11 protein-coding genes and 2 pseudogenes are annotated in these 22707 nt (G+C 39.3%); 7 read left to right on the forward strand and 6 right to left on the reverse strand.

Annotated elements, in window-relative coordinates; translation table 11 throughout:
- Nucleotides 1-254: 254 nt before the first annotated feature.
- Entirely contained in the window at nucleotides 255-2657 is a 2403-nt protein-coding gene (locus CXF71_RS10570; RefSeq protein ID WP_101232921.1) for a hybrid sensor histidine kinase/response regulator, read from the forward strand.
- Between the two features lie 697 nt (nucleotides 2658-3354).
- Here CXF71_RS10570 and CXF71_RS10575 read toward each other — a convergent pair.
- On the reverse strand, nucleotides 3355-6549 hold the full coding sequence (locus CXF71_RS10575; protein ID WP_232771445.1) for a di-heme oxidoredictase family protein: 3195 nt from the start codon (nucleotides 6547-6549) through the stop codon (nucleotides 3355-3357).
- Between the two features lie 385 nt (nucleotides 6550-6934).
- Complete coding sequence (locus CXF71_RS10580; RefSeq protein WP_101232922.1) at nucleotides 6935-9148, reverse strand: putative Ig domain-containing protein; 2214 nt, start codon at nucleotides 9146-9148, stop codon at nucleotides 6935-6937.
- A 787-nt stretch (nucleotides 9149-9935) separates the two neighbouring features.
- On the opposite strand from CXF71_RS10580, the pseudogene CXF71_RS21890 reads away from it, so the two are divergent.
- From CXF71_RS21890 to CXF71_RS10605, 6 genes and pseudogenes are all read left to right on the forward strand, one after another.
- Nucleotides 9936-9992 (forward strand): annotated as a pseudogene (locus CXF71_RS21890) (hypothetical protein); the annotation flags it as partial.
- A 33-nt stretch (nucleotides 9993-10025) separates the two neighbouring features.
- Nucleotides 10026-10450, forward strand: a pseudogene (locus tag CXF71_RS10585) (acyl-CoA dehydrogenase family protein); the annotation flags it as partial.
- Between the two features lie 124 nt (nucleotides 10451-10574).
- Nucleotides 10575-11699 carry a sensor histidine kinase gene (locus tag CXF71_RS10590; RefSeq protein ID WP_101232923.1) on the forward strand — a complete coding sequence of 375 codons (1125 nt, stop codon included), beginning with the start codon at nucleotides 10575-10577 and terminating at the stop codon, nucleotides 11697-11699.
- A gap of 22 nt (nucleotides 11700-11721) precedes the next feature.
- Nucleotides 11722-12564 (forward strand): LytR/AlgR family response regulator transcription factor, encoded by an 843-nt coding sequence (locus CXF71_RS10595; protein WP_232771446.1) that lies wholly within the window; start codon nucleotides 11722-11724, stop codon nucleotides 12562-12564.
- 298 nt (nucleotides 12565-12862) lie between these two features.
- Entirely contained in the window at nucleotides 12863-15460 is a 2598-nt protein-coding gene (locus CXF71_RS10600) for a glycoside hydrolase family 16 protein (RefSeq protein ID WP_101232924.1), read from the forward strand.
- A gap of 107 nt (nucleotides 15461-15567) precedes the next feature.
- Nucleotides 15568-18525 (forward strand): TonB-dependent receptor, encoded by a 2958-nt coding sequence (locus CXF71_RS10605; protein WP_101232925.1) that lies wholly within the window; start codon nucleotides 15568-15570, stop codon nucleotides 18523-18525.
- Here CXF71_RS10605 and CXF71_RS21950 read toward each other — a convergent pair.
- From CXF71_RS21950 to ppsR, 4 genes are all read right to left on the reverse strand, one after another.
- Nucleotides 18519-18671, reverse strand: a complete 153-nt coding sequence (locus tag CXF71_RS21950; RefSeq protein ID WP_442871929.1) for a hypothetical protein — start codon at nucleotides 18669-18671, stop codon at nucleotides 18519-18521. The two genes, CXF71_RS10605 and CXF71_RS21950, sit on opposite strands and share 7 nt — an antisense overlap.
- The gene (locus CXF71_RS10615; RefSeq protein ID WP_101232927.1) at nucleotides 18632-19450 is read right to left on the reverse strand and encodes a tyrosine-type recombinase/integrase; all 819 of its coding nucleotides are present in this window, start codon (nucleotides 19448-19450) and stop codon (nucleotides 18632-18634) included. The genes CXF71_RS21950 and CXF71_RS10615 overlap by 40 nt, the downstream gene beginning before the upstream one ends.
- Nucleotides 19451-20193: 743 nt before the next feature.
- A complete protein-coding gene (locus tag CXF71_RS10620) occupies nucleotides 20194-21246 on the reverse strand; it encodes a 3-deoxy-7-phosphoheptulonate synthase (protein WP_101232928.1) in 1053 nt (350 codons plus the stop codon).
- A gap of 211 nt (nucleotides 21247-21457) precedes the next feature.
- The gene (gene ppsR, locus CXF71_RS10625; protein ID WP_101232929.1) at nucleotides 21458-22267 is read right to left on the reverse strand and encodes a posphoenolpyruvate synthetase regulatory kinase/phosphorylase PpsR; all 810 of its coding nucleotides are present in this window, start codon (nucleotides 22265-22267) and stop codon (nucleotides 21458-21460) included.
- Between the last annotated feature and the right edge of the window lie 440 nt (nucleotides 22268-22707).

Consider the following 22707-nt stretch of genomic DNA (forward strand, 5'->3'; position numbering starts at 1 on the left):
CACATCAGCAGGAGATGCTAGTTTTGAATTCTGAATTACGTGAAAACGGTTGAGTAATAGACTATAGGTAGCCGACATTTAAGCCCTCAAAGATATAAAAGAGATGTCAATATGAGGCATCATGTATTTTTATTTTATGAAAAATTACGTTATATTTTACCTATACTCCACAGCTAATTCAATCTGGTCGGCTTCAACGTAGTTATTATTCTATTTATATGTATATGCTATCCAATGCAGGAGATAAATAAATTATGAAAAAAAAGTCGTCCATGCCGAGTCAGCTTGCATATCGTATAGAGTATTTAACACGGTTGTATGAAGTTTTAATCATGGTCGGTTTAGCCGTTACGCCGTTACTTGTAATTGGTTATTTGGTAACTTTTTCATCTACCCCAGCGTTACGATTTGTGAATCATGGTTTTCATGAAATCATTATTACCATCGCTGCCCTCGTGGGCGGTTTTGTCACCTATGTTTCATGGCGAAGTTATCAGGCTTCAGGTGAAATTTTCTTGCGTTGGCTAACTGTTGGTTTTCTAGCTTTTACCATTATCTATACACCACATGGTCTGTTTACCCGAATGGCCGATCATAATATGTGGCTGTTTTTACTTTATGGTCCCGTATCGCGAATAGTGCTGCTCGGATGTTTTATGTATGGCTTGTTGCAATATGGCAAACCTGCCGAGAACGTGACGGAAGTAACAAAAAGTAGCTTCTGGTGGCGTGTGCTTATTTTGTGTGTGATGGTTGATATCGGTGTTGCCGTACTAGCATATTCCCCCATTGCGAGTAGTTTCTGGGTTCGCACACCGATGGAAATTGGAGCGATTGTGCTGGCATTAAGCGGCATCAGCATTATGTTAATACGTCATATTAACTCGCCGCTTATGAAATTCTTTATGATTGCACTGGTGATTTTTGCACAGGTACCGATTGCTTTTATACTAGCTAAACCCTGGGAGCATTTGTGGTGGCTGGCGCATATAATTTTCGCAGGAGGATTTTTTATCATCAGTTGGGGCGTGTCGCGTGCATTGCTGACTACTCATTCGTTTTCGCTTGCCTACAGTCAAGAACAATTGATGATCGACATATCAGTACATAAGGCGGCCAAGGAGGCTCTACAATATGAGAAGAACCGTATAAGAGCAATTCTTGACATGGTTGGAGAGCCAATATTCGTCAAGGATAACGAGCATCATGTCACCGATGCCAACCGTGCTTTCTATGACCTTTATGATATGGATGAAAACAGCGTAATAGGCAATACCCTTATGGAAACCGTTCCGGAACATGAGCGGGAGCATTTTCTCAAAACCGACCGAATGGTTCTCGATACAGGGGAACCCGATATACGAGAAGAAGAACTTACTCTGAAAGGCCACACACGGACTATCATCACTAGTAAGGTACGTTTCATCGATGAATCCGGGAGAAGAGGTTTGGTGTGCTCAATCAATGACATCACCGAACGCAAACAGGCAGAAGCAGAAAAAGTGCTTCTCGAACAGCAACTTCAACATTCTCAAAAATTGGAAAGCCTAGGAGTGTTGGCTGGAGGAATAGCCCACGACTTCAATAACATCCTTGGGATCATTATTGGCAATTGCGAATTGACAAAGATGAACTTAGAAACTGCCGCTCGGAATATCCCAAAAATAGAAGCTGCTGCTGAACGAGGAGCAGGACTCTGTAACCAGATGATGGTATACGCAGGTAATGCTCCACTCACCATAACCAATGTCGATATGGTGGTGCAGGTAGACGAAGCTATCAGCATGCTAAAAGAAGCCCTTTCCCAAAATGCAGTTATCAAAACAGAAGTTTCAGGTGAAATTTCTCTGATAAAAGGGGATGTCAATCAACTATATCAGGTGATCATGAACCTGATAATAAACGCATCAGAAGCTATCGGCCCAGAGCAAGGTGAAGTCGATGTATTGCTCACTATGTATAAAGTTATAGCGGGTAAAACCTTTAAAGATAACAGCGACCAGGTAATTCCCGCAGGTGAATATGTCTGTCTGGAAGTAACAGATAATGGTGCTGGTATGGATGAAGAAACAAAAGAGAAGATATTTGAACCCTTTTACACAACTAAATTTACAGGACGTGGACTTGGAATGTCAGCAGTTCTTGGTATCATAAAATCACATGCTGGAGCTTTACAACTGTTCAGTCAGTTGGGACAAGGCACAACCTTCAAAGTATATCTGCCTGCCCTATTAAATGAACACAATATGAGCGACAAAGAAAACTCGTCCACACATTCAGTATCATGGAAGGGAAACGGCACATTACTTTTGGTAGAGGATGAGGATAATGTACGCTCTCTTGCAAAAGAATTTCTTGAAATACTAGGTTACACTATTCTGGAAGCAGTGAACGGCGAGGAAGCATTGGAAATTTATAAAAATAACTCAGCAGAAATAAACCTTGTTTTTACTGACTTGGGGATGCCAGTGATGGATGGTTATGAGTTGTTCGAAAAACTAAAAAAGATTAAGTCAGAACTCCCTATCGTTGTCTCCAGTGGTTTTGGTGATACTGAAATCAATACAAAGTTAGGGCGTGACAATGTAGCAGGTGTTGTTAGTAAGCCTTACAGCTTAGATAAGTTGCGTGAGGTGATGAAAGGGGCTCTGCTTTGATAAATATTTACCGTTATATTTATTTTTCAAACGTACCGATATTGAACTTAAATTTTTAATATAATATATAAATGTCCGCTAATGGCTAACTGAAGAAGGCTCAGTTACTCACTAGCTCTATGTTAACAAAGATACGAAACCGGACGTTAGCCCTGACTTATCTTGCGATGAGTAATCTGACACAAAACAGTCCTGCGTTAGATAATAAAACTGTGATAAATATCAACAGAAATATGTAAAGTCAATAATTCTAATTTGATTAAAAATACAGAAAGCGGACATTAGATTAACATGACTTTAGGTATTAAAAATCATTATGATTCTATGGCGCAATGGGGCACATAGCTGCATAGGTTATCTTTACTGATATCTCTAACAATGTGGCCAACTTTACTCTTCCGCTTCAGTTGTTCCAATCAATGCCATTTCCATCAAACTTATCAATAAAGTTAACTTCCCAACCAGCTAGTGAAGGTGTGGATATTAGTAAGCTGGATATACAAAGTAATAAACCACTTTTTTCTTAAGATTTTGTTTCACCTTAGCAATAAGTTGTTTGTCATTTTTATTGGCTAACTTATTTATTTTATTCATGTTAAATCTCGTACCGTTTAAAGTGTTTAAAAGAGTGATAACTCATTATTAATCAGAGTTATCCACTAATAGGTGTCACTAATGGACATAGCTAATCAAGTGTTTATAACGAGCGTAAAAAGCTAAGTAACGCTGCTTTATCTGAATCAGAAAGGGCTTTATATAAGGTGGTAGAATTTTCTGATTCACCACCATGCCATAAAATAGCTTCTTCTATGCTTCTAGCACGACCGTCATGTAAGTATGCATGATGCGGAGTACAAATTTCGTCACCCTCAGCACCTGTTGGGTTAGTTACACCACTGGTTACGCAAGCAGATAAACCAAGTCCCCATAAAGGAGTCGTTCGCCATTCACTACCATTGGCTAACCCTTCACCTAAATTATCAGCAAGCCCTGGTCCCATGTCATGTAGTAACATATCAGTATATGGATGTATGGTTTGATTACGTACTTCTGCCAATGGATGAAATTCACTAGTTTGAAAGGTTTTAGTATGACAATCAACACAGCCAATTTCTTCAAACTTAGCCGAGCCTGCTAGTACTTGAGTATCTTCAACACCAGACTTCCATACACGTTGTGGTCGTACACCTAATGTAGAAATGTATTTTACTAAGTCATTAAGATTTTTTTCCGGCATTATTGGACTAGCACCGCCACAATTAGCTTGCTCAGAGCCACAATCTAGATCAGGCAATACTGAGGTACGTACACCAATATCGGTATTTAACGCGCCAGCGACTTGATGACGAACACTTGACGTACCCGCTTTCCAACCAAAACGACCTAAGCGTGTTAATTCGCTATTTTCTGGGTCGATAGTTTTGTTGGCAACACCTGAAATACCATTACCATCAGTATCTGTAGGATCTGCTAAGGCAATAATGTCAACTTCAGAAATGGCTTCAAGTAAACCTAAACCAACCAATCTTGGCGCAATTCGCGCAGAGAATGTTGCTGGCGTAGCGCCACTAAATTGATAGTTAGGTCGACGTAAACCATTGCTTAATTCAATCCAGGAAGCAATCGAAACATTTCCTTCGCCACCACTGCCATTTGGTTGTAAAACACGACCTATAGACGGATCAGGGTTGCCGTCTTCATCACCTACTTTAAATACCCAGCGATCGAGCAGTACACCATTTTCAGCAACGGGAGCACTACCATTTCGTGCATGACAATCAACACAACTTTCGTTGACATAACGCGGACCCGACAAACCGACATTGTCTGCAAAAACACCATTATCTGCATCTTCATCATGTGTACCATCAACAAAAGACGAGTGGTGCACACGACGACCTAAAAGGAAAGTCTGACCGTTGTCGTAACTAAGGTTAGTGGCCATTTGCATGAAATGGTTATCAGGCTCATCGGTATATTGATAATGCATACTGGTGTTACCACCTAGCCAATATTCTTCAGGTATTTTTGCACTATCTTCTGGAAACGGCCCTGAGATTTCTGTATACCATGGCACTATACCTTCGCCCACAATATAGAGAAAGGTTGTGCCGTAGTAGTTTGTTTGACCGCGCGGTATACCCGGAGCACTAAATTGACTGATCTCAAATTCCATTTCATCGCCAATGCGAATTTCGCGACCTAGGCGAGTATTTTGATTACCAATTTTTTGATAGTTGTAATAGGTGACACCGTCTATCACCTCAGTTCCTATGAAGTCCATAATGCCATTACTAGCATATTGAGCAACCGTGGTAAAACCTTGGTACCACCAACGATTTTCTGCTTCTAAATCACTTAAAGGGAATATAGTACGTACATTCATTTCAATGGTATCGCCACCTTTAGCCACGTAATCAATAATTTCGATATTGCTAGAACGATCCTCGAAATAAAATTTGATGTAGTGATCGTAACTTTGAAATTGGTCCTCTTTTGCATGACGTGTACGTGGGCGATCTGAAAAACGAGTAATTAACGCGTCTTCAGTTTCAACTTGTGTATCGGGTTCTAATATGGTTGATGAATTATATAACGCCGCTATATCACCTAAAACGCCATAAGGAACTAACCACCAAACATCACCAAGGCCTTCACCATTGGTATCTCCAACGGCACTATCTTGGGCATAGAAATACAAAGGGCGACCGTTATGGGCAGCTTGTAAGGTTCCATCGTTTCTCGTTATGGTGCTTAAGCCATTAACGCCTGAGGCTTCAACATCACCTACCAGTACTGGCGGCCATGATGTTGCGCAATCGCCGTTACAAACACTCGTTTCTGGCGTCGATAAATCGTTATCAAATACATACAAGGTAAAATCCGGTTTAGCAGAATCTACGCCGCCAGTTAAACGCTCATTTGAATAAGAAACTTCATGATTGACCGAAACTATTTCACAGCCAATAGCATTGACTAAAGTACCTTTAGGGGTGCCTGGGCAGCTATCTAACTCGTTGGCAACACCATCATTATCATCATCAATAAGACTAACAATTTGCAGCCAGTTGATATTAAAGGAGCCTGAGTCTACATCAAGACGTAGCGTATGAGGCTCGCTACCATCGGCGATGGTAAAAGAATTAACGTTTTGGGTAATATATGTTTGCCAACCGCCGGTACCACTAACGCTATCACTGCCAATGTTATTACCATTAATTGATAGCGTATATTGACCACCACCAGACTCTGAAGCTATTCGGGTATTAATTGTGTAAGTCCCTGGATCTAGGGTAACAGCATACTCTAACCATTCACCTGTCTCTGTGTAACCAACATTAAAACCACCACCGGTATCGGTAGTCACTTCTATATCAACGCCATCATTTCGATCACCCGCACCACCTTCATTGGCAGGAGTAGTGTCGTGATAGTTGATGTAGTCTTCTGCCTGAATGGTGATATCAACTGTTTGTGACATTATTTCACAACCTGTTTCATCGACTAATTTACCTGCCGCTGTTTCTGGGCAGCTATCACTAACGTCAACAACGCCATCGTTATCTGCATCTGCTATTACGATGACAAGACAGCCCGTGCTATCAACGACACTACCTACTGCCGTATTGGGACAAACATCGACATTATCAAAAATTCCATCTGTATCAGTATCTAATTCGCTGTCTGAGCAGCCTACTGAATTGACGACATTATTTGTAGGGGTGTTTGGGCAAATATCAATGCTATTAACGATACTGTCATTATCAAGATCGTTATTGATGGCTTCTTCTTCTCCTCCTGTTTCTCCACCACAAGCTGATATCAAGGCAATTAATAATGACATGCATAGCCATTTTTTAAGGATACTGAATATTTGTTGTTTGAGTTTCACGCGTTTCTCTTTTTTTATTTTTATTTTTATTTTTATTTTTAAATGTCTTTATCGTCTTAATGATAAAATTTGGCGGGATTTTTGTGCATCAATAACAGTGTTCTTTAATTCATCTGAGCAATCTGGCAGGTATGAGCTTTTATGATTTTCTTGTGCTGTTGACTCATGTCTTTGCTCAATAATAAATAAGGTGAGGACACTAATAAGTAAAATAATTAGTCCAAAAATTATGTTTTAAAAAATAATTGATGTCTTCATAAATGATTCTCACTGACTAAATGTCATACCACTATTAAGGAAAAAGGAGAGTTACAATTATCATCGTAATTCTCCTTCTAAATTCAGAACATATTGATTTTACTGAGGGTTAGCTATTAATCAGCTGTTAGTGAAAGTACAAGTTATCAATGTAAATAGTACCGCCACCGTGATTTTGAGCATCAAACTTGAACTGGAATACGTCTGTGAGGTTTACTACACCTGAATAAGTGGTTAATGGGATATCAACACTCTGCCAGCCATTTTGAGTTGGGGTGATAGTAAATAGTGTTTCTCCACCGGCACCGATGAGGTAAACGTCAAAGCCAGTTGAGTCAGCTGTCCAATAATCAAGATGTAAATTTGTTTTACCCGATACGTCTGTATTCGCGTAACCAATTCCTTGATAGGTTAAATCTGCCATTTTCAGCGTGTTATTACCTGCAACATCAATAATAGTTGTGACGGTTGTTTGGCCCCAATTTGGGTTGGTATCGACACCTGCAACAGCAGTATAAGTATCACTAAATACCGAAATAACATCTCCGTCAGCTAATGCGGGTACTGGCGCGCCAACTTCAGGTCCTGTTACCGCAACAACTTCTTGTGCTGAGAACATGATGTTATCAATGTGGTTCACAGTATCTTGACTTCTTGCCCCTGTTTTATCAGGGAATATCGCCAAAGCACCAATATCATCATTTTCAGGTAAACCAATCATGTCACAAAAATCAATCGTTAAGGTTTCCCATTGGTTCACTACGGTATTGGCTGCGGATTTTGTGCCATGTGAGCCCCACATTATGCCATCGGCATTAACACCATTATTCTTTTGAAACTTCAGATGAACTTCGCTAATTGTGTCTTTGTAAACATCAAGCTTCACTGTACAGTTGGTTGCATCTAGCGCAAAATTATCAATACCTTGCGTTAATGCACCAACCCACTCGCCATTACCTTGCTTAATATCAAACATTGCGGCAGTTGCTGAAGTATTGATTCCAGTCGTAACAGGGTTAGTTACATACTGAACTTTATCTGTATCAAATGATGACCAGGTCAGTTGTGGTCCTTCAAAGTCTACACCTAGAGCAACAGTCGTTGTTGCACCATCACCAGAGTCACCGGAGGTAACAGCCTCTTTTTCTGGGGCACCATCAGGGTAAAAAGCAAAATTATCTAATTGATAAACTGCACCACCATTACTTCCCCAAGCAGGAAATAACATGACGTTATTAATGGCAGTAAGGTCAAGACCTGCTAGGTCACTTAAACTGAAGCTATAATGTCTCCATACACCCACTTCAACCGCGCTATGATCGCCGTTATCTTTAAAGATACTATAATCGCCAAGCGTACCAGCATCACCTTCAATTTTAATAAACCATTCTTCAGTCCCTGTAGGAGCCGTGGTCACTTTAAGATCAAATTCAAAGGTACCAGTGCTTGCAAAAGCGCTCATATCAATTGATGTGCCATCTGCGGTTGGTTTGTAACCTGCAACAAATTGGCTCGCATTAATTGTTACTTCAGTAACGTTATCATAGGCTGCGTTAGCATCAACGATAACTTGTGAAGAGCCGTTTGTTTCTATCCAAGATTCCCAGTCATTTAAACCATCAGAGATGATGAACGATGCTTCAGTTGCATCTCTGGGCGCTTCAATAGCTCCAGCCTCTGCAACGGTAATGGTATATGTCTGCATTACATCTTCAGTACCATCATTTACTGTTAAGGTAATTTGGCTAGCACCAATATCGGCTAACACTGGCGTTCCAGACAATACACCTGTTGAAGCATCAAAGCTCAACCAAGAAAGTGCAGCAGGTAGGGTTGTTAACATCGTTAAAGCATCACCGTCAGCATCTGTTGCGGTTAAGGTATAAGAGTATGCTTGATCAACCGTCGCATTGGTTATTTCGGAACTGGTGATAACAGCTGCATTGTTGACAGGTATCACAACTGGGGCTGTTACTGTAATACTAAAAGATTGGGTGACACTATCAACGCCATCACTAACTGTTAGTGTGATAGGGTGATCGCCTATATCACTTTCGGCAGGTGTACCGCTTAGCATACTTGTTGCTTCGTCAAACGAAATCCAAGCCGGTAAAGTCGAAACCGAAATGGATAAGGTATCACCATCTGCATCACTGGATGCAAGGTTATATGAATATGCTGAGCCGGCTTCTACAGTAAGAACACCTGTACTTGATATTACAGGTGCAGAGTTTGTTATGTCTTCAATAATCTCTTTAGTGTCTGAACCACAAGCACTGAGTGCTAAGCTCAAACTGATACAGATTAATGTTTTTGAGAACTTATTGTTAATTTTATTCATTATCTTCCCCTAAATGTGACAGTTTATTTTCACCTTAAAATCATTGGCTTGCAGTCAATTGTTTCTTAGCAAAAACATCTATCAATATATTGTTATTAGTATTTTTTTTGTGTTTTTTCATTTTTTAAATAAGCAAAGTTAAAATTGTTCAATTGATAGAACGTACAAGTAAACAGCTAAACTAAGTCTGAAATTTACAATACATTAATTAACCACTTTAACTATCGAGATCAGTTGAATCGTTACATTTACGATTATGAAAAGGTGAAGCGGTACATTTACAAGTTAGAGTGCTTTTTAAGTTGTTGGATTCATACGGCATAGAACATGTGGGATAGGGTTTTAGCGGAACGAGTAAATTTAGTGAGCAAGTTCGCGATACTTGAACTGTAAAATTAGTTTTAAAAATCTTCATTCAGTTAGGTGGTTATTAAATAACAGGCAATAAAAAAGGCTTAACATAAATGCTGAGGCTTCCTATATTCCCAAAGATAATAAATGGTGCCGACTGCCGGAATCGAACAAAGATAATTGGATTGATGAACAACGTGGGGCTTACGAGCTTTATTGGCATAAAATACAGGGACTATTATCTGAAGCAAGAAAATAACTATTCTGTAGTAAAGAAAAGAACCTGTAATAAAGCCTGTTAAAGGCTTAAGTAAAGTATTAGCAGTTACTGGATAATTACATTAGTTTTTCCACTCAATTACATCACTTATGCCAGTGATTAATTTTTAACACTGCCAGTAACTAATATTTACTTTGACCACCCAATAATCGGTAGGTGACCACTGAAGAGAAATACGGCTGTGCGGGTATTAACTATGTTAGTTATGGTTTGATTGCTCGTGAAGTTGAGCGGGTTGATAGTGGTTATCGCAGTGCTTGGGGGGAGTTAGGCGCGGCTGAATTTTGTTGGCATGGCGCGCGCCAATATACCCTTGATAGAGAACAGTTTGGTAAACCCTAGCGGCAACGCAACTCATTCAAAAGAAACTCGCTGATATGCAAACCGAGATTAGCACAGGTCTATTGGCTTGCTTGCAAGCAGGACGTTTGATGGATGCCGGCAATTTAGCGCCTGAAGCTATTTCATTGATCAAACGTAATTCCTGTGGCAAAGCGCTCGATATTGCTAGACAAGCGCGCGATATGCATGGTGATAACGGTATTAGTGATGAATTTCATATTATCCGTCATGTGATGAATCTTGAAGCAGTAAATACCTATGAGGGCACCCATGATGTTCATGCCTTGATCTTAGGTCGAGCACAAACAGGGTTGCAGGCGTTTTTTTAGCGAGGTATTGAGTCCTTGTTGTCGTATTTAAAGCACGTTTTGTCGTAAATAGTGACTTGTGGACGTGTTTTATTATAACGTTGCTATAGTAATTAAAATAAAAGTAATTCTTTAGCTATTTCCTATGAAAAGTAATACCGTATTAAACGAATATCGTAATGAAAGTTTTCTCGAATTAGAATCAAAAGTTTTCTCAAGACAAAGCCACCAATTTTGGACTTTACAAATAGCTGGCTGGTCAGGTTATGCACTGGTGGTCTTTTTGGCGATCATTCATCCTCAACTAGACACTGTCGGTTTCAATCTCTCCGGACAAATAGCCAACCTCGTTGCTGAAACGATGAGTGGTTTTTTCTTATCGTATTTACAGTGGCTATTTATTGGCAAAATAGTGCATCTTCCTCTTAAAAAGACCTTGTTTTTTAGTTTTACTTTTGCCGCATTTTTAGGCCTTATCTACAATGTTATTAAACTCAGTAGCTTTAAAGTTATTGTCTATAACCAGCAGTGGAATGAAGCTTGGGATATGTTGGAGTTTGGTGGCTGGTTAATGTTCTCTTTAACCACCATGTTTGCTTGGACATCGATATTTTTTATTATGCTCTATAACGCTAAACTGCAAAAAGAGCATGAACGATTATTAAAGGCACAAACCTTGGCAAAAGATGCGCAACTGCAAATGCTCAGGTATCAATTAAATCCGCATTTTATGTTTAATACTATGAACGCTATTTCAACGCTTATTTTGAAAAATGAAAATGATAAGGCCAATGAAATGTTAGATAAGCTGTGCGAATTTTTCCGTTACACTTTAGATTTCAAAGCCAAGAGTAAAACCACCTTAAAGAAAGAGATTGAGCTGCTAGAGCTTTACCTTTCTATTGAAAAAGTACGTTTTGGTGAACGTTTAAATGTTCAGCTAAAGATCAGTGAATCAGCAAAAACCTGCCAAGTACCCAATATGTTATTACAGCCCTTGGTTGAGAATGCTATTAAGTACGCTATAGAGCCTAGAAAAAAAGGTGGGAAAATCACCATTACAGCCATATGTACTCATAATCGATTACTGCTTAAGGTATTAGATGACGGTTATGGAGAAAATGAGAAAGCTGAAAAAGGCTTTGGTATTGGTATAAGTAATACCAAAGCAAGGTTAGATGCTATGTTTAATGGTGACTATGAAATTAATTTAATCGCTAAGCCTGAAGAAGGTGCCACGGTAGAAATAGCGATGCCTATTGAGAAGTAATTATGCCAAGAAAGAAATGTCTATGATTGATAAACCATTAACTGCCGTCATTGTTGATGATGAGCCTTTAGCAATAGAAGGGCTTAGGCTTAGGCTTGAAAAAATACCTGAACTTAATGTGATTGGCGAAGCGAGCGATGGAGATCAGGCGATTAAATTATGCCATGAACTTAGCCCTGATGTACTGTTTCTAGATCTGCAACTGCCTGGCTTAAATGGTATTGAAGTGGTGCAAGCATTACAGGCAGACATTATACCTATGATCGTTTTTGTTAGCGCTTATGGTGAATTTGCACTGGATGCTTTTGAATTAAATGCCATTGATTATGTATTAAAACCGGCTAACCTTGGTCGTTTGAAGAAAACGGTTGCCCGTATTTTAGAACGCCGTAGTCCTGAAAATAGTGATAAAGAGCAGGCCAAAGAAAAATATAAATTATTAAAAGCTCTGGGTGAAAGCTCAGGTGTTGCTATTTCTGAACTGGAAGATTGGCTTGGCTCAGATGAACCCTTACCGACCACTTATTGTCAGGAACTGGTGATTAAAAATAGTGATAATGAAAAGGTGTTCTTACCGGTAACAGATATTCGCTGGATTGATGCGGCGGGGGATTACATGTGTGTTCATACAGATAAAGAGACACATATTGTTCGTATCACCATGAAAAAGCTAGAACAGCAACTCGATGAACGGGTGTTTAAGCGTATTCACAAATCAACTTTAGTGAATGTTACCTGCATTAAAAGCATTCGCTCTCTTAGGAATCGTGAGAGCATTTTAGCGCTGGGTGATGATGTTCAGCTTAAAGTGAGTCGAAATTTCAGTTCCGCTATTCAAGCACTTGTTAAATCTAAACAAGTTTAGCTGCGGTTTACGGTTGTTAACACAAGAGTTCGCAGCGATTAACCCTCTTATCGTAAAACTATATCGCTTTGTCGTAATCCTTGACGTTAAAACGATAACATCCCGTTCGTATCACGCCATGCCGCATATCAATTGTAACCATTTGTTATTTAAACCACGATGATTCTAGGGGAGCAGTAGTACATTTAATTAATGTACTTGCTTAACATTCAAATCACTCAATTAATAAACCATTAAAAATAAAATATTATTAATGCAGTGATACAACAAAACTAGTCAGGTATTTGGAAAACAAATTATGATTAAAGTTGCAAAGAAAATTACACAATTGTGCATTATAGCCACAGCATCATCATTGATGGCGTGTGGCGATGTAGAAACAAAAACAGACCTTACTGTTATCGATCCTCAACAACCTGTTACTGACTGGCAGTTGGTATGGAGTGATGAGTTTGACGGTACGGAAATTCAAACGAACAACTGGACTCACGAAGTTAACTGTACCGGTGGCGGTAACAACGAAAAGCAATGTTATACCGAGAATGCTGAAAATTCGTTTGTTAGCGATGGCACACTTAAGCTTGTAGCCTTACCTGCTGTCGATGAAAACCCTGTTCAGCCTTACACATCAGCACGTATTATCAGTAAAAACAAAGCAGATTTTAAATATGGTCGTTTTGAAGTAAAAGCCAAAATGCCATTCGGACAAGGTAGTTTCCCGGCGTTTTGGATGATGCCAACAGATGAGGTTTATGGTGGTTGGCCACATTCAGGTGAAATCGATATTGTTGAAACCGTTAACCTGAAAGTGGTTAATGAAGAAGGTATCGCTGAAAATAACATTCATGGCACCTTGCATTATGGCGAAAGCTGGCCAGACAACGCACGTTCAGGAAAGTCTTATAGCTTGCCTGATGCGGTTAACCCTGCCGATGATTTTCATGTTTATGCAATAGAGTGGCAAGAAGGGGAGATTCGTTGGTATGTAGACAACTACTTATATGCTACGCAACGTAAATCTGAGCTAAAGACTAAAGCTGACGGTGAAGTTTTAGGTTTGAATCATAGAGGTTGGTTTGCTGAATATTATGATGCAGTTACCGGTGATTTAACGACGTATTGGGATAATGCACCATACGACCAACAGTTTTTTATGATTCTAAATAATGCTGTTGGCGGTGATTGGGCTGAAAATACCAACAATATGAATGTTGACCCAACTGCTTTTGAAAATGGTCAAACCTTTGAAATTGACTATATACGTGTTTATGAATGTATTCAAAATACTGATACGGGCAAAGGCTGCGAAACGGTTCGTGGTGGTTATGATCAAGAAGCAACTGAAGACTATCCTGAAGGTGCTTTAGTCCTAGGTGCTGCTCCTAACCCTCCTGTAGCAGCAATCCCGGTTGCTCCTGGTGCTATCTTTGACGTGTTTAGTGATACAGATACCGATTTTGTAGCTGGCCATTATGCTGCTAGTGGTGAAATTGCCATTGAAGAGCTTGATTTAGGTGGTGACCACGGCATTGTTAAACAGTTCACCTTTAACACAGATGAAGGACTAGGTTATTTCCAGCTTGCTCCAGGCGATGTAGAAGACTTTAGAGGTTATGCCACACTTGAATTTGATATTTTTGTGGTTAACGATAACGGCGCTGATGGCTTTGTTATCAAAATGGATTGTGTACACCCATGTAGTTCAGGCGATTACGCTATCGATAAACCTGCGCAAGGCGTATGGACATCTTACAGCATACTGTTAGCAGACTTGGTCGCTACCCCAGGTTCTACTTTAGAGCTATCTAATGTGAATACACCATTAGCATTCTTCCCTACCTGGGGAAATCAGAAGGACTTTGTTGCTCAAATTGATAACGTTCGCATTGTTGCCGCAGGTGAGAGTGGTAGTGGTACCAAAGTGGTTACTATGTTGTATGACGATGCTGTAACTGGCGATATCGTCTTTAATAGCTATAACCCGGACGGCTTTGTTGCAGCAACTGAAATGGCTGAAGGTGACCGTGGCAATGTGATTGAAGTAGTTAAAACAGGCGCAACGGGTAACTGGTATCTTGAAAGTTCAGCTGCTCCGTTCGATATCAGCCTTTATCCTGCGGGAAGTGAGTTAGTTTTCGATATGTTTGTCGTGAGTGCTGATGCAGGTGTGGAGCTTTATATAAAACTAGACAGCGGTTGGCCTAATGTAAGTGATGTTATCGTTGATTCATCAATGTTAGGTGAATGGCAAGAAGTCAGAATTAATTTGCAAACCTTACTTGCTGACGGAAATGCATTTGAAACTGGTTTTGCTGACGCGACTAATATAGTTAACCCATTTGTTATGGAACCTACAGGGATAATGACTGTTAAGTTCGATAATATTCGTTATGAAACACCAGGTAGTAGTGAGGTAGATATAGCTTTGTATGACGATGCTGTCACTGGCAACATCACCTTTAATAGCTATAACCCGGACGGCTTTGTTGTAGCAAATGAAATTGCTGAAGTTGACCGTGGCAATGTGATTGAAGTCGTTAAAACAGGCGGGACAGGTAACTGGTACCTTGATAGTTCAGCTGCTCCATTTGATATCAGCGGTTATGGCGTTTTCAGTGAATTAGTTTTCGATATGTATGTCGTTAGTGCCGATGCAGGTGTTGAACTCTATATAAAACTAGATAGCGGTTGGCCTAATGTGAGTGATGTTGTTGTTGATTCCTCAGCGTTAGGTGAATGGCAAGAAGTCAGAATTAATTTGCAAACCTTACTTGCTGACGGAAATGCATTTGAGAATGGTTTTGCTGACGCGACTAATATAATTAACCCATTTGTTATGGAGCCTACAGGGATTATGACCGTTAAGTTCGATAATATTCGTTATGTGAACAAATAACGCAATTAAACCCTAAGTGTGTTGGGCGCATCAGCGCCCGTTTTCCAGCTGTATATGTCTTCAATGTTTCTATACAGCGATAACATAAAGTAAATGGTAGGTAAGTTATGAAAACAACTGATTTAAAAAAAACAAGAATAGCGACGTCAATTGCTATGATGTTAGGTACCGCTTTTTCTTTACCAGTATTTGCTGATGAAGCAAAGGTAGCAGATAAAGATGAATTGGAAATCATTGAAGTAACAGGTATTAAAGGTAGCTTAATCCGTTCAATGAATGTTAAAAGAGACATGTCTGGCGTAGTTGACGCCATTTCAGCAGAAGAAATGGGTAAATTCCCTGATACTAACCTAGCGGAATCATTGCAACGTATTACCGGTGTTACGGTAAGTCGTAGTAATGGTGAGGGTAGCCAAATAACGGTACGTGGTTTTGGGCCTCGATTTAACTTAGTTACCTTAAACGGCCGACAAATGCCAGGTACAGGTAACAGCCGTTCTTACAGCTTTGAAAACCTCTCGTCAGACGGTGTTTCAGCACTAGAAGTTTATAAAACCGGGAAAGCATCAAACCCAACCGGTGGCATGGGCGCAACAGTAAACATTGTTACTAGCAAACCTTTGTCTAGCCCTGGTGAAAAGTTATCTTTGTCAGCTAAAGCGATGCATGACACCTCTAATGTTGAAGGCGACAATGTAACACCAGAGTTTTCAGCGTTATATTCTAATACCTTTGCCGATGATAGCTTTGGTTTTGGTTTTTCTGCTAATTACCATCGCAGAGACTTTCAGCAACAAAGTGCTAACATCCAAGGTTGGCAAGCGAATGTCGCTTTACCTTCAAACTTAGATGAATCAAAAGTAATTGATCCTCGTCCATTAGATGATGACGGTGAGCGTATTGGAAATCATTTTTTTCCTCGTGATATGAACTATGGCATTAATAATGTGCAACGTGAGCGTATTAATGGTCATGCGGTTGTGCAATATACCCCGATAGACGATTTGGTTATTTCTTTAGATTATACAGGTACTCAAGCAACAACTGCTTCTAACTCACTGGGTTGGGGTATGTGGAATGATTATGGCGGAAACATTAATGCCTATGAAATTGATGAAAATGGTACTGCAATTTATGCTGAAATGAGTGGGAATGATGGATCGTATACAGCCTCAAGAAATACCACGGAAGTTAACGAACAATCCGTTGGTCTTAATATCGATTGGCAAGTAAATGATACTATCTTTTTGACACTTGATTACCATAACTCAACCAATGATATCGATAATGGTGCCGATGAAGGTTTAGGAAGCAATGGCTCATTAGTATTAGGCTCGGATCAACTACAAAATAAATTCTATGATTACAGAACGGGCGAAATACCTCATGCTGAAATCTTATGGAATAACGGTACTAATGAACTAGCACCAAGTGAAATCGATTCTCATTTTAGCCAGTTTGTACATTCACCAGGCGAATCGAGTGTTGAACAGGTTCAACTTGATGGTATTTGGGAGATAGATTCTTTTGATATCGGTCTGGTCGATGTTAAATTTGGTATCGCCCGCACCGAACAAGAGATGTCAGGGTCAAGCGCCTGGAGTGGCTTAATCGGTGGTTTCTTATTTAATCCATCATGGCCAGAAATTTTTCCTGATGGCATGTTTACTCGCCATGATACTAATGACTTCCTCGATGCTTTTAATGGTGGTGGTAGTGATTTATCTCCACATTATTATTACAGCTTTGACTTTGATGAGGTCGCTTCGCGTTCAGCGAACTTTTTAAATGAGGATTTATTAGGCGATGATTATTTTGCCGCAACAGCCTATCGTGAGGGTAGTATTCTTAATGAAGGTTCTGTAACAGAAGAGACCAGTAGTATTTATATTGATACTGCTTGGGAATTTGATGTTTCTGATATTACCGTACAAATTAATGCTGGTATGCGTTATGAGCAAACTGATGTAACCAGTTCTGTTTTACAAGCAATCCCTACGGATGTTTGGTGGCAAGGTGGTAGCGAATGGCATACGCAATATTTACCAGGTAATGACTTCCTGGAAATGACAGGCGAACATGATGTGTTCTTACCTATGATAGACATTAAACTTGATTTAACTGACGATCTAGTCGGGCGAGTTTCTTGGGGTAAAACTATTGCTCGTGCACCATTAGGCTCATTAGCGGGTGGCAGAAGCTTAGGTGCAAGTACAAGAATAGGTTCTCGTACGGGTGGTGAAGGTAATACCAACTTACAACCTTATGAGTCAACTAACTTTGATTTAAGTCTTGAATACTATTATGGCGAAGGCAGTTATGCGTCGATTGGCTATTTCAATAAAGATGTTAAAAACTTTATTGGTAGTGAGATAGTAGAAACAACCATTGATGGTTTTTATGATATCTACCAAGGACCTCGTTGGGATCAAGCGGTTAGTGATATTGAAGGTCGAGGTGATCAAGCAACCAATGATGCAATCTTTGCTCAAATTCAAGCCAACGGTTCATCACTTAATGACCAAGGTTATTTAGTACCTACGTCAAGTGACCCTGCGATGTTATGGGATATTTCACGTCCTTCTAATGCCCCAGATACTAAAAATGTTTATGGTGTTGAACTTGCACTGCAACATTTAATTGGTGAAACCGGTTTTGGTTTTGGTATCAATGGCACCTTAGTTGAAGGCGATGTTGAATTTGATGTTGAAAGCCTCAATCAACAAACACCACTAGACGGTTTAAGTAACTCAGCTAACTTCCAAGCTTTTTATGAAAAGCATGGTTTGTCGGTTAAAGTAACATATGCATGGCGCGATGAGTTCTTACTGGGTGTTGGTCAGTCTCAAGGTTCGTCAGATAACCCGCCACAATTTGCCAAAGAATTTGGTCAATGGGATATGAGCATTAACTACGATGTTACTGATCGTTTCACCGTGTTTTTTGAAGGTATTAACCTTAATGATGAAACTGAACAAGGCTTTGGCCGTTATGAGGAGCAGTTCTTATTTGCTAATCAATATGGCCCTCGTTATAGCGTAGGTGTTCGTTATAGCTTTCAGTAAACAATAGCACTATTTGGCATCAACAAGGAAGTTGCATGCAAATATCTACATTCTTTCGACATGACTATTACCCTAGCGGGGACCGGAGCATATAAAGCCGTGCTACCTAATTTAGCATGCCCAAGCAAGACCTGTATGACACGTATATCAACATGCGCTTCAAGTAAATGTGTAGCAAAGCTGTGACGTCTATGTCTTGCAAGACATAGTGACGTAAGGTATGCATCGATACCTTTTTATTAATACCAGCGTCCTTAGCCGTTGTTCTACAAATTCTAGCAAGCTGACGACTCGTCATATGATTAATCGGATTAAGACCTGGAAACAACCAACCTTCACGATGCATTTGCCCATGTTTATTAGCAAACAACCACCAATGTCGTAAATGGTCGAGTAGCGCAGGAGATAACATAGCGTATCTGTCTCGGCTTCCTTTACCTTGTTCAACACGAAGTACCATAAGCTCACTGTCTATATCTGAGACTTTAAGAGAAACGACTTCGCTAACGCGAAGCCCTGCACCATAAGCAACAGAAAATGCAGCATGATATTTAGGATGAGCAGCTGTCGCAAGGAACAGCTTTATCTCTTCTAGACTCAAAATAATGGGTAATTTACGTGCGACCGAAACAGTGATTAATTTGGTGAGTAACTGCGGATTATCTAACGTGACATTATATAAAAACCTCAAACCAGAAAGGGAGCAATTAATAGTTGTCCCTGTTGCACCGTCTTCAACTAAAAACAATTGGAACTCGCGCAAATTGTCACGGGTAGCGTCTTTAGGTGAATGTTTCAAATATTCACATAAACGATTTAGTGCTCGGACATAATCTATCTGTGTTTTAGCCGTAAAATTACGGATAACCATGTCTTCAGTGAAACGTCGGCTCAGTTCAGGATCAAAATAAGTAGCAAAAAACATGTTAAAACTCCTCGTTAATTGAGGCGAAATGCCTCAATACTAAGAGTAGAAAAGAATATGAAAGGTTAAAGGATTTAAAGGATTAGCCAATAACCCCAATACCGCGGAGCGCTTTAGTTCTTTGGCTAACTGAAGAAGGCTCAATTACTCACTAGCTCTATGTTAACAAAGATACTACAAAGTGACGAAATGGTTGAAGCTATTCGTGGCGGTGGCCCTCACGTAGACTCCCTAGTATTTGACGATGAAGGCCATGGTTTTAGTAAATAGGCGAATCGCATCAGTTCATCAGATAAATATCTATCCTTCTTAAGAGAGTATTTATAAGAGCACTAATTGCTTAGGTTGCTATAGGGCGTTATGCTTAAGCAAACTCATTTGGTCCAATGTTGTCGATGATCATTAAGTAGCACCTTTCATTTTAGAGGTGCCTCTTATTGTTCTAATTTACTATAAGGAAAATACTATTAGAAGAACACATATCCTGAGCCTGTCAATAAAGTCATAACTATTCAAAAGATCAAAATTTAAGCAAAAAAAACACCTAGAAAATATATTCTAGGCATCCGGATTACTACACTAACTTGCTAGGCCACATTGTTATTGATGCTTTGCAGTAAAAATAAATTAAAGTCCCTGCAAAGGGGTAATGCCTTACGTAGAACGAGGCTTTTTCATCTGTATAATTATACCTTTACTTATTTTTCTGTTCATTAAAGAAATAAGTAAGCGATAGTCTTGGTTTAAACGAAACGCGTTTTAACTGAATCAGCCAATAACGCTAAAATGTCATCACTTACGGCTAAATTAATACAAGCATCAGTAATGCTTTTTCCGTAAGTTAATGGTGTGTTTGCCTTAACAGCTTGATTACCTTCTTCTAAAAAGCTTTCAATCATCACACCAAATAGACTGTCTTCGCCTTGACTTATTTGCTCAGCTATCGAACGAGCAACATCAATTTGTTTGTTGTGATCTTTATAGCTATTACCATGACTACAATCAACCATAATGCTTTGCGGTAATGAGGCTTTTTCAAGTCTTTGGCAAGTATCTTTAATATCAGCAGCATGATAATTAGGTACTTTACCGCCACGTAAAATGACGTGAGCAAATGGATTACCATGGGTTTGGTAGATACACATTTGGCCACTTTTATCAGGCGAATATAATACATGCGGGACACTTGATGCTTGAATTGCGTCAAGGGCAATTTTAACATTACCATCAGTACCATTTTTAAAACCAACAGGGCAAGATAGTGCAGAGGCTAATTCACGGTGTACTTGGCTTTCAGTCGTACGTGCGCCAATAGCGCCCCAGCTTATTAAGTCAGAGATATACTGACCGGTAACCATATCTAAAAATTCGGTACCTGCAGGTAATCCTAAGTCATTAATTTCGACTAACAAGTTTCGGGCAAGCTTTAAGCCTTTAGCAACATGAAATGACTTGTCTAAATCAGGGTCGCTAATTAAGCCTTTCCAACCTACAGTGGTACGCGGTTTCTCAAAGTAAACACGCATAACAATGAGTAATTCATTTTTATACTTGTCACGTAAAACGGCAAGCTTTTTAGCGTAATCAATAGCAGCGGTAGTGTCGTGAATAGAACAAGGGCCGATAATTACTAATAAACGCTTGTCTTCACCACTTATGACCGCTTCAATTTCTTTGCGGCTTTGCATAATAAAATCTGCTGTCGCAGTACTCAAAGGTATTTGTTCAGCAAGTTGCGCAGGAGAGGCTAAATTTTCAATTAGCGTAGTGCGTAACTCATCAGTTTTAATAGTCATGAAACTCTAATATATGTTTGGTTTTAGTTGGGTATTAGCTTGGCTTTTTTATGGGCGAACAACATGCCGCGAATAAACTAATTTATGCGCGATAACATAGCTAAATTAGTCGCTAATGTGAACTGTTATTACAGATTTAAGTTAATATAAAGCAATAAAAATAGAATAACTGACCGATAAATTGATATGAGTCGGTTATTCGTTATTTAATTTAATACTTATAACGCTGTAAGCCAGTTTCAGCCAGTATTTTAGCGGTGATTTCTTCAACAGAAAACTTGGTGGTATTAATGAAAGGTATCTTCTCATTTTTATAAAGCTTTTCTACTTCTCTTACTTCCATACGACATTGCCTTGCCGATGAATATTTACTGTTAGCCATTCGGCCATCTCTTATATCGATTAGGCGCTGTGCATCTATGGTTAAGCCGAACAATTTCTTATGAAAAGGTTTCAAAAAAATCGGGATTTTAAGCTCTTCCATATCATCATCGGTAAAAGGGTAATTTGCCGCTTTTATGCCATATTGCAATGCTAAATAGAGGGCGCTGGGGGTTTTTCCTGAACGTGAAACACCGACTAAAATCACATCAGCATCTTCATAATTAGTGACGTTTGAACCATCGTCATTATTTAAAGCGTAGTTCACCGCTTCAATTCGGTAATCATAACTATTTTCATGAATACTATGTGTTCTATGGGTTTTAGGTTTGGCTTTTATTGCTAACTCTTTTTCAAGAGGGGCAATAAAGGGGTCTAAAAAGTTATAAAGAACCGCATCACAGCTCTCAATAATTTCACGCGCATCGTTATTAACAAAGGTATGAAATACTAAAGCAGGTTGACCTGCGCGGTTAGTCGCTTTGTTAATACGCTCTTTTGCAGCAAGGGCTTTCTCGGTTGTTTCAACAAACGAAATGGTATGATGCTGAAATTCAGTCGGGAAAAGTGACAGTAGTGCATGACCGAAAACTTCAGATGTTATGGCGGTACCATCCGAGATATAAAAAGCTGATCGCATATTTAATTCTTCTTATTGAATAGTTATTTAGTAGTGATAACTTTGTTATGAAAGTTAGACTGAAAACTTTTAACTTATATTTCTTTTTGTCTTTTAGTTTGTACAACTGGCAGTGTAGAATGTATGTATACCAAGTCTATTAAGTTATTTCCCACTCAGCAAGAGTTAAAACACTTAAAGGTAAGGCATTGATTGAAGATAATGGTTATTCTCTTATCAAAATCGATAACGCAACATTTAAGTATTTTAAACTTGCCCTTTGGGAGCCTATCAGCTATCTAATAACTGCACTAAAGTTATTTGATTTAGAACGACTAAATCTAAATCAATTTAGTTTGTTCTTAAACTGCTGATATAGCTCTGAGTTGTGAATAAATTTAATAGAATTGGTATTTAGCTACAAATAAATAAACAAACTATTTTATTTTTATATACCCGTC

Origin of the sequence: Colwellia sp. 12G3, from assembly GCF_002836775.1 — a bacterium.
GTDB lineage: Bacteria > Pseudomonadota > Gammaproteobacteria > Enterobacterales > Alteromonadaceae > Colwellia.